The 10,099-nt window shown below is 30.6% G+C and carries 12 protein-coding genes; all 12 read left to right on the top strand.

Annotation, left to right across the window (positions count from 1 at the left end; translation table 11 throughout):
* Nucleotides 1-232: 232 nt before the first annotated feature.
* The 12 genes from A3M9_RS14535 (at nt 233) to cas6 (ending at nt 9,764) form a co-directional block, all read left to right on the top strand.
* Nucleotides 233-403 (top strand): Flp family type IVb pilin, encoded by a 171-nt coding sequence (locus A3M9_RS14535; protein ID WP_084424801.1) that lies wholly within the window; start codon nt 233-235, stop codon nt 401-403.
* Nucleotides 404-465: 62 nt separating this feature from the next.
* Entirely contained in the window at nt 466-849 is a 384-nt protein-coding gene (locus A3M9_RS0112800; RefSeq protein WP_027309525.1) for a TadE/TadG family type IV pilus assembly protein, read from the top strand.
* An 11-nt stretch (nt 850-860) separates the two neighbouring features.
* On the top strand, nt 861-1,745 hold the full coding sequence (locus A3M9_RS0112795; protein ID WP_027309524.1) for a TadE/TadG family type IV pilus assembly protein: 885 nt from the start codon (nt 861-863) through the stop codon (nt 1,743-1,745).
* An 8-nt stretch (nt 1,746-1,753) separates the two neighbouring features.
* The gene (gene cpaB, locus A3M9_RS14330; protein ID WP_084424799.1) at nt 1,754-2,656 is read left to right on the top strand and encodes a Flp pilus assembly protein CpaB; all 903 of its coding nucleotides are present in this window, start codon (nt 1,754-1,756) and stop codon (nt 2,654-2,656) included.
* 10 nt (nt 2,657-2,666) lie between these two features.
* Entirely contained in the window at nt 2,667-3,797 is a 1,131-nt protein-coding gene (locus A3M9_RS0112785; protein ID WP_027309522.1) for a response regulator, read from the top strand.
* A gap of 13 nt (nt 3,798-3,810) precedes the next feature.
* Nucleotides 3,811-5,136, top strand: a complete 1,326-nt coding sequence (locus tag A3M9_RS0112780; protein WP_027309521.1) for a CpaF family protein — start codon at nt 3,811-3,813, stop codon at nt 5,134-5,136.
* Nucleotides 5,137-5,151: 15 nt separating this feature from the next.
* Complete coding sequence (locus A3M9_RS0112775; protein ID WP_242826207.1) at nt 5,152-6,105, top strand: type II secretion system F family protein; 954 nt, start codon at nt 5,152-5,154, stop codon at nt 6,103-6,105.
* Between the two features lie 10 nt (nt 6,106-6,115).
* Entirely contained in the window at nt 6,116-7,024 is a 909-nt protein-coding gene (locus A3M9_RS14025) for a type II secretion system F family protein (protein ID WP_035166775.1), read from the top strand.
* Between the two features lie 4 nt (nt 7,025-7,028).
* A complete protein-coding gene (locus tag A3M9_RS0112765) occupies nt 7,029-7,352 on the top strand; it encodes a DUF192 domain-containing protein (protein ID WP_027309519.1) in 324 nt (107 codons plus the stop codon).
* A 30-nt stretch (nt 7,353-7,382) separates the two neighbouring features.
* Nucleotides 7,383-8,048, top strand: coding sequence for a hypothetical protein (locus A3M9_RS0112760; protein WP_027309518.1), 666 nt, complete (start codon nt 7,383-7,385; stop codon nt 8,046-8,048).
* A gap of 144 nt (nt 8,049-8,192) precedes the next feature.
* The gene (locus A3M9_RS0112755) at nt 8,193-8,813 is read left to right on the top strand and encodes a DUF975 family protein (protein ID WP_027309517.1); all 621 of its coding nucleotides are present in this window, start codon (nt 8,193-8,195) and stop codon (nt 8,811-8,813) included.
* 204 nt (nt 8,814-9,017) lie between these two features.
* Nucleotides 9,018-9,764 carry a CRISPR-associated endoribonuclease Cas6 gene (cas6, locus tag A3M9_RS0112750; protein WP_027309516.1) on the top strand — a complete coding sequence of 249 codons (747 nt, stop codon included), beginning with the start codon at nt 9,018-9,020 and terminating at the stop codon, nt 9,762-9,764.
* Nucleotides 9,765-10,099 lie beyond the last annotated feature (335 nt).

The raw sequence follows: 10,099 nt of genomic DNA, 5'->3' as shown, positions 1-10,099 counted from the left end.
CAATAATTGCTAAAGCTCATGAAATATGCTAATAGAAATCCTTTCATGGGGCTTTTTCATATTTTAGCTAACAAACAGGTTTGTCAACAATCTGTAGGGACTTAAGTCCCTATTTTTTTATGCCAAAGGTACTTCTATTTTAGTACCTTTGCAATCTATTTTATAGAATCTATCTAAAATATAATTAAATTAACAAAAACAAAAGCGAATATCATTAAGGGAGGTTATATATATGATGAGAACATTATTTAATCTTATGGCTTCAAGAAAGACAAAGGGACAAGGTATGGTTGAATACGCATTGCTTGTTGCACTTATAGCTGTAGTTGTTATCGGAGCATTAGTACTCCTTGGACCTGCAATAGCACAAAAATTCCAACAAATTACACAGCAATTAGGCTAATTAAATAAAAAAGAAATAGATATGCACTCTGCATATCTATTTCTTTAAAAAGAGGAGATGCTATGAAGCATAGAAAAAAAGGACAAGCATTACTTGAATTTGCAATACTACTTCCCATACTTTTACTAATTGTTATGGGTATATCAGAATTTGGTATAATGCTAAATTCCTATCTAACAATTCAAAATGCATCAAGGGAAGGTGCAAGGCTTGGAATTTTGGGAGCAGATGATAACGAAATAGTTCAAGCAGTATATAGTAGTGCTTCTCATATAGATACTAATAAACTGAATGTTACAATAACTCCAAATGATTCTAATAGAAGACCGGGTGAGACCTTAAGGGTTAGGGTGGAATATGAATACGACCTTTTAATACCAATAATAAAAAACATATTAGGAAACCAAGTAGAACTTACAGCGGAAACAGCAATGAGAGTTGAATGAAGGTGATTTTAATGAAAAAAAGGGGAAATGCAGCCATAATAATACTTATTATGTTTGCTGCACTTTTATCTTTTTCCGCCTATGTTATAGATGTTGGCATAGTTTATGCAGAAAAAATAAAGCTTGAGAATGCAATTGATGCAGCCTGCCTTTCAGCAGCATTAGAGCTTCCTTCAAATCCTCAAAGGGCAGAGGAGATTGCAAAGGAATATCTTGAAAAAAACGGAGTAGACCCTAAAAAGGCACAAATAGCTATATCAGAGGATAATAAAAGTATTGAAATTAGGGCAAGAAAGCAGACTAATCATATATTCGCAAAAATTTTTGGAATAAACAAAAGTACTGTTTATTCAAAATCTAAGGCAATTTTAGGACCAGCAAAATCCGTAAAAGGAGGGGTTAGGCCCTTTGGAGTTGTTGCATATGACTTTACCTATGGTGATTTAGTCACATTAAAAGAGGAGGCAGGGGATGGATATCACGGAAATTACAATGTACTTGCAATAGGAGGACAGGGGGCTAATGTTTTTTATATAAATGCAATGTATGGCTATGATGGTGTTATAAATGTTGGGGATATGCTTGATACAGAACCAGGTAATATGGCTGGGGTTGTTAACGATTTAAAAAACTACATTAATTCAGAAAACAGTACCTTTGAAAATTATAAGAGGGATTCTATAAGACTGTGGACAATACCTCTTGTAAATACAATGGAGGTAAATGGTAGAAAAAAGGTTTTGGTTGTTGGATTTGCACAGTTTTTCGTTGAGGATATATATAAAAAATCTGGTAAGGCAGAGATTAAAGGTAGATTTATAAAATATGTAACAAATGCAGAAATTGATATGAGCCTAAATGATACAGGAGTTTATGGCGTTAAGCTTTCAAGGTAGGTGATAAGATGAATAGTTATTTTAGGAGGCTTTTGTTGTTTTCCTTTATATTATCAATACTGGTAACTTTTTTAGTGTATATGTATATAGGTAAATTAGGATCAAAAAAGGAAACTAAGCAACTTGTTAAGGTTTTAGTTGCAAACACTAACATACCAAAGGGGACTGTTATAGAAAAAAAGATGTTGAGGGAGATTGAATTACCAAAGGATAGCCTTCAGCAGGGATACATTAGGGATTATTCTTTAGTTTTAGGAAAATTTGCAAAGGAGAACATCATAAAGGATGAGATAATACTTCTTGGTAAGCTTCAGGGTGAAAAAATAGACGAGTTAAGTTTTAATATAGATGAAAATTATAGGGCACTTTCAGTAAATGTTACAGGTGACACAGGTGTATCATACCTTTTAAAGCCTGGCGATTATGTTGATGTTATTGTATTTTTATCAGAGAAGAGGGAGAACAATAGAGTAATAAGAAGTGACATTGCAAAGGTTATACTCCAAAACATAAAGGTTTTAGCAGTTGATAGAAATATGACAAGACAAAACAATCCAAAGGATGATGGAAAGATACCTACAAGATTTTTTGTAACACTTCAGGTTCCTGCACAGGATGTAGAAAAGCTTGTTCTTGCAGAGGATATAGGGAAAATTAAACTTTCCCTTAGAGCAAATAAAAGTACAGATACAATAAAATCAAAAGGAGCAGTAGAAGCGGATTTTTTTATAAATAAAGAAGAAAAATATATCTACTATAAGGTAAAAAAGGGAGATACATTAAGAAACATAAGCAGAGCCTTCTATGGACATCCTGATAATTATGACCTGTTAAAGGAGATAAATAATATAAAGGATGAAAATATAATAGTTCCTAATATGATTATAAAGGTTCCTGTTTCTAAAAAGTAGGAGTGATAGTATGAATAAAATAAAGATATTGATTGCAGATGACGTTAAAGAAACAAGGGATATCGTAAAAAAAATAATAGAATTTGAAGAGGATTTTGAAATAGTAGGAGAGGCATTAGATGGAGAAGATGCAATAGAAAAAATAAAAAAGTTAAAACCTGATGTGGTTTTAATGGACATAAATATGCCTGTTTTAAATGGACTTGAGGCAACAGAAAGGATAACGTCACAATTTAAAGATGTAATTGTTATCATTATGTCTGTTCAAGGGGAAAGTGAATATTTAAGAAAGGCTATGTTTTATGGTGCGAAGGAGTATATTATAAAGCCCTTCAATTATGATACTTTAGTAAATACTATTAAACTAACCTATGATAGATATAAGAACATAAAAGAAAGTGAAACAGATTTAAGGGATGGGAAGGTTATAACCTTCTTTAGTTCAAAGGGGGGAGTAGGAAAGACTACCTTAGCAGTAAATACAGCAATTGAGTTAAGCAAAAATAAAAAGGTGCTTCTTATAGATTTAGATTTAATGTTTGGAGATATATCCATATTTGTTGATGCTGTTGATGCAAAGACAATACTTGATGTGGTTGATGATGAAAACATAGATTCAATAAGCAGTATAAAATCTTATCTATATAATTACAATAAAAATTTAGATATAATGTTTGCACCTAAAAAGCCTGAAGCATCTGAATATATAAGCAAAGAAATAGTAGAAAAGATATTAAATACATTAAAGAGGCATTATGATGTTGTAGTGGTTGATACGGGGGTTAATTTTAGTGAAGTAACGCTTTATATATTAGATATTTCAGACTATATTCTTTTTATTTCCAATATGGATTTAGCTTCTTTAAAAAACACAAAGCTTGGACTTCAAGTTATGAGATCCTTAGGATATGACAAAAATAAGGTTAAGGTTGTTATAAATAGGTTTAAAACTGACTATGGAATAGGTAAAAAAGAGGCGGAGGAGGTATTTAAGGAGAGTGTATTTTTAACTATAGCAGATGATGAAAAGACTGTTATAAACTCAATAAACACAGGTAAACCCTTTATTGAGGGTAGTAAGTTTTTAAAATCTAAGATAGAAAAATCAATAGAAACTCTATGCAGACAACTTGAGATATAAAGGGGGCAATTATATGTCTCTTATAAAAAGGCTTGAAGAAAAAAATATAGAAACGAGGCAGAATAAAATAGAAAAGGAAATAGATCCTTATGTAAAATTAAAATCTAAAATACAGAACAAAGTAATAGAGGAACTTGATATAAATTTCAAGGATATATCAGAGGAAAATGATGAGGTAACACAAAAGATTAATGCATTAATCTTAAAAAACATTGAGGAGGAGTCATTAAATTTAACAAGCTCCCAAAAAAAGAAGATAAGGGAGGAACTTATAGATGAGATAATAGGTTTTGGACCTATTACACAGTTTCTAAAGGATGCAAGTGTTACAGAAATTATGGTAAACGGTCCAAATAAGATATATGTAGAAAGAAATGGAAAGCTTACCTTGACAGATGCAAAGTTCAAAAATGACGACCACGTAATGCACGTTATAAAGAAGATAGTATCTCCACTTGGAAGAAGAATTGATGAAAGTTCACCTATGGTTGATGCAAGACTTCCAAATGGCTCAAGAGTTAATGCAATAATTCCTCCTCTTGCAATAGACGGGCCATCAATTACTATAAGAAAGTTCTCAGATGACCCCTTTACAGTTGAAGATTTAATAAGGTTTGGAACTTTAAATACTAAAATGGCTGAGTTTTTGAAAATATGTGTTCAGGGAAGGCTCAATATTGTTGTATCTGGTGGTACAGGAAGTGGTAAAACAACAACCCTTAATGTTTTATCATCCTTTATACCAAACGAAGAAAGAATAATAACAATAGAGGATGCAGCAGAACTTCAGCTCTCTCAAGAGCACGTTGTAAGGCTTGAAACAAGGCCTGCAAACCTTGAGGGTAAAGGAGAGATAACAATAAGAGACCTTGTTAAAAACAGTTTAAGAATGAGGCCGGATAGAATTGTTGTGGGAGAGGTAAGATCAGGTGAGGCCCTCGATATGCTTCAGGCTATGAATACAGGTCACGACGGCTCACTTACAACAGGGCACGCAAATTCTCCAAGGGATATGCTCTCAAGACTTGAAACAATGGTTTTAATGTCGGGTATGAATTTGCCTGTTAGAGCAATAAGAGATCAAATTGCATCAGCAATAGATGTTATAATACAGCAGTCAAGGCTTATGGATGGAAGTAGAAAAATAACTCATATAACTGAGGTTCAGGGTATGGAGGGAGATGTAATAATACTTCAGGATATATTTAGGTTTGAACAAAGAGGAGTTGACAATAAGGGAAAGGTAAAGGGAGATTTTGTTTTTACAGGAGTTATGCCAAAGTTTATTCAAAAGCTTAAGGAAAAGGGAATAAACATTCCACAAGAAATATTTATGTAGTTTGGAAGTGATGATATGGTTCTATTACTAACTTTGATTTTTCTACTTTCCTTTTCAATTTTTTATTCTTTATCTATGTTAGCATTTAATCAAGTTAAGACGGTGGACAAGTTAAAACACTTTGATGAGGAATATGTTGAATTAAACTCTGGAGTTAAAAAGGAAAAATTAAATTTTATAAAATCCTTGTCAAAGCTTATACCAGACTTCAAATTCAATGGGAGAATAAGGGAGTATGTTGAGCTTGAACTTATAAGGGCAGATTTGCCATTGACCTACAACGAACTTGTTGTTATTAAGATATTAATATCATTAATTACAGGATTAACACTTTATTTGTTGACTAAAAATGTAATAATAGCAATATCTTTATCCTTCTCCTCGTGGTCCCTACCAACACTTTTTATGTTAAAGAGAAAAATAGATAGAATAAAAAGGTTTGACAGTCAGCTCTCTGAAGCAATAGTTATAGTTTCTAATTCCCTAAAGGCAGGGTATTCATTTTTGCAGGCAGTTTCAGTTGTAGGGGAACAGGTAAAGGAGCCCTTAGGGAAGGAGTTTAAAAGGCTTTTAAAGGAGATGAGCCTTGGATTGTCAGAGCAGGAGGCCTTTTATAATCTTCAAAGAAGGGTTACATCGGAGGATTTGAATCTCCTTATAAATGCCATATTAATTCAAAAGGATATAGGAGGAAACCTTGCAGAAATATTAGATAATATCACAGAAACAATAAGAGAGCGTCAGAAGATAAAAAATGAACTAAAGACCTTAACGGCACAGGGAAAACTTACAGGAGCAATTATTTCTCTTCTTCCTTTATTTTTAGGAGTAGTTATTTACTTATTTAATAGGGAATATATAATGCTCCTTTTTACAACGAAGATAGGTTTAGCAATGGTTATTTTTTCTTTTATATTTGAACTTATAGGCATTTTTATGATAATGAAAATAATAAACGTTGAATTATAGAGGTGGAACTATGCTTTTATTAATATTACTCCTATCCTTTTTATTAGCCTTTTGCGTTATAAATTTAATTTTTATGATAGCTTTAAGAAATAAAATTACTTTAAAGGGGAGAATTGATAAGATTAAGGAGGATGTTAAATTAGATGAACTTTCGGATAAATCCTTTTTAGAGAGGGCTGTAGTTCCTCTTTATTTTGTTTTATTTAATTTCTTTTTAAAGTTTACTCCCCAAAATAAAATAAATAGGTTAAATAAAAGGTTAGAGCTGGCAGGATATCATAAAAATGATATAGGTAGATGGATTTTTATTAAAGCTGTATCCACTTTAATTTCATTTTTATTTTCCTATATCCTTTTTTATCTTTTATCTAACAGTACATTAAATTCTCTCATACTCGCACTTTTTATTGGTATTTTAACAAACTATCTATTTAGCTTTAACCTATCAGTTAGGGTAAAAAAAAGAAAGAAGAACATATTGAGGGATTTACCCTATGTTCTTGATTTGATAACTGTGAGCGTTGAGGCTGGACTTTCCTTTGATGGTGCAATAGCAAAGGTAGTAGATAATATAAAGGGAGACTTAAGTGACGAGTTTGCTAAAACCTTAAAGGAAATAAGGATGGGAATACAGAGAAAAACAGCCTTAAAAAGTTTAAGTCAAAGGTGTGATGTAAAGGAGCTCACAAGCTTTGTCACTTCTTTAATTCAGGCTGATGAGCTTGGGGTAAGTTTAGGTAAGGTTTTGAGAATAGAGTCTGCAAATTTAAGGGAGCAGAGAAAACAGGCAGCAAGAGAAAATGCAATGAAGGCACCTATAAAGATGCTCTTTCCACTTGTATTTTTTATATTTCCTACAATATTTGTTATAATTCTTGGACCTGCATTTATAAAGCTATATAATTTCTTTTTAAGGTGATATTATGAAAAAGCTAATATATAAGGATAGAGAAATATGTAGAGTTTATTTTGCAAATAACTTCAAAGATAGACTTTTAGGATATATGTTTAGAAAGAAGCCCCATTATGAGGCAATTCTTTTTAAACCCTGCAATAGCATTCATACTTTTTTTATGGGATTTAATATTGACGTTCTTTTTTTAGATAAAAATATGGTAGTTATAAAAAAGATAGAGGGATTACCAAAGGGAAAAATAGCCTATGAAAAAGGTGCATACTTTGTGGTAGAGGCAGAGGAGGGAATTTTAAAGGAAATTAAAGTTGGGGAGAGAATAAAGATAATGTAATTATAAAAAATTAAGTTGGGGTGAAAATAGATGCTTAATGAAACACAAAGGAATTTTAGGAGACAAATTAAGGAGCTTGAAAGAGAAGGTCTTTTAGAAAAAAGAGAAAAGGCAAGAAGGGTTAGAAATTATTCGTTAGTTACAATTTTGATATTTGCTTGGAACATATATGCAGGATATACTTGGATAAGGCCTTTTATTATTAAGTATATAAAAGATAATAAAACCTTTAATATAAAACCATCTACAGTAGAAGGAGTTTACAATCAAGAAAAAATTGCTAACTATATAATAAATTACAATAATATTATTAAATTAGAAAAAGAGAATTTAGATATTATAAAAAGATATATTGAAAATAGAGGTATTTTAGATGAAAATACATTAAAATCAAACCTATCTCAAATAATTTCAATATCTAAATTAAATTCAGTTACTGTAAATGATTTAAAACAACTTGATTTACTTGTTAATGAAGATATTTTAAATCATACACAATTAATAACCTATATTTTAAAACAACATAAGGTAACCTATGAAGTCTATTATGAGGTAAAAAATTATATAGATAAATCTAATGAATATAATATAAAAATTAGAAGTGAAATTATAAATATATTTAAAGAAAATGGAATAGACTATGCGTTTGATCCTATTACAGGAGAGATAAGGTATAGCTATAAGGTAATAAGATGATAATAAGAGATAAAAATAACCCCTATTTGCATTTATTGTTAAATAAATGTAAATAGGGGTTTATGTCGCAATATGTAGAAAATATTGTAATTAGTTACTACTTATGTTATAATCGTAGACAGTTTTTTAACAAGGAGGATGGGTATGAACGTAAATTATTCACTAATCAAAAGCAATGCTGAATTAAAATTTGATGCAAGACAGAGACTAAAGGGCAACTGGGGTATGGCAATACTTGTTTGCTTTCTTGGCTCATTACTTCCAGGCATTCCAGGAGCAATCCCATATATTGGGTGGATATTTGGTTTACTTATTGGTGGACCTTTTGCCTTGGGTTTAGCAAGCAGTTTTTTAAGACTTGTAAGAAATGAGCCATTAGAACTTGAAAACCTGTTTGATGGTTTTAAAAACTTTGCAACGGCATTTTTAGCACAACTATTAATGTCAATTTTTATATTTCTGTGGTCATTACTTTTAATTATACCTGGAATCATTGCAGCATATAGTTATTCTTTAACATTTTATATTATAAAGGATAATCCTGAAATTGGTGCTATGGAGGCATTAAGAAGAAGTAAACAAATGATGAAGGGATTTAAGGGAAAGCTATTCCTATTACAACTTAGCTTTATAGGTTGGGCATTATTATGTATTTTAACAGTAGGAATAGGATTCTTATGGCTTATGCCATATATAAAAACAGCAGAAGCCCAATTCTATGAAAACCTAAAGCAGGCATATGAAGCAAGTAGTTTAGCTGAATAATAAAGAAATAAAGTGGCTTTATACTAAGATGTATAAAGTCACTTTTTAATTATTGTGCAGGAAATTAGTATTTTAAATAGAATATAATTATGTAGGAAATATGAGAAAAAGAAACAAACCTATTAAAAGATAATAAGATGGAGTTAGTGTAATAAAATAAGAATTATAGTATTATGGGAAATTATTCAATAATAGGAGGTTAAGATGAGAATTAAATTAAATCTATATACAAAGGAGCAACAACATATAGATATAAATTACAACTATTATATTTCATCTTTTATATATAGATGTTTGGAAGAGATAGATGGGGAAATGGCTAATAGACTTCATAATCAAGGATTTGAATATAATGATAAAAAATACAAGATGTTTACTTTTTCTAATTTATTTTTTGAAGACTATAAAATTGAAAAGGATAGAATAACATTTAGTGGAAATGTGAACCTATCTATATCATCACCTATATCTGAGTTTACAGAGTATCTTGTTAAATCTATTCTTTTTAAAGAGGAGATAAAATTAGGTTGTGCAATATTAAAGGTAGATAGTATATCAATACCTGCTATACCAGAATTTAGAGAAAGGATGAAATTTAAAACAATATCACCAATAACTATGTCAACAGCTTTATTAAAGGAAGATGGAAGGCTTTTAAAAAGGGATTTATATATAGAAGATGATAGATTTATTAAAAATATAAGAAGAAATGTACTTGCAAAATACGAAATAATACATAAAAAGTTGCCAGATGATACAAGATTTGATATTAACTTTGGGAAGAACACAAAAGGAAAACTTATAAAATATAAAAATGGGATAAACATTAAAGGATATTTAACTGATTGTGAGATTATAGGTAATTCTGAACTTATAGAAATAGCCTATGAATGTGGATTAGGTGATAGAAATAGTCTCGGTTTTGGTATGATTGAATGCTTAGATAAATAAGTGCCACCAAGAGCTCCGAAAAAATAGTGGCTTTTAATGACGTTTTTTATAAATATTCAACTTGATTTAATAAAATGCATAAAAAGTTATTAATGTAAAATGCGTAGCATTAAAAATATATTAATATTTGTTAATTCAATCTATATAGGGCTTTGTTTTTGAGCCCTATTTTTATTATTTCCTCATTTTAGGGCGTAGCAAAGCTAAGGGTGGCCTTTTGCTGCATAATTAAGTTGACCATCCTTACTATATTACACGCAGTGTTTGCTAAAATAATATGTATTTTAGCACCTACAAGTCGAAGATATCGACATCTTCTTAAACCATGATTTCTT

Origin of the sequence: Caloramator sp. ALD01 (assembly GCF_000472625.1) — a bacterium.
Taxonomy (GTDB): Bacteria; Bacillota; Clostridia; order Clostridiales; family Caloramatoraceae; genus Thermobrachium; species Thermobrachium proteoclasticum.
Note: the sequence above shows the minus strand (reverse complement) of the source record. Positions and strands in the feature narration are given on the sequence as shown.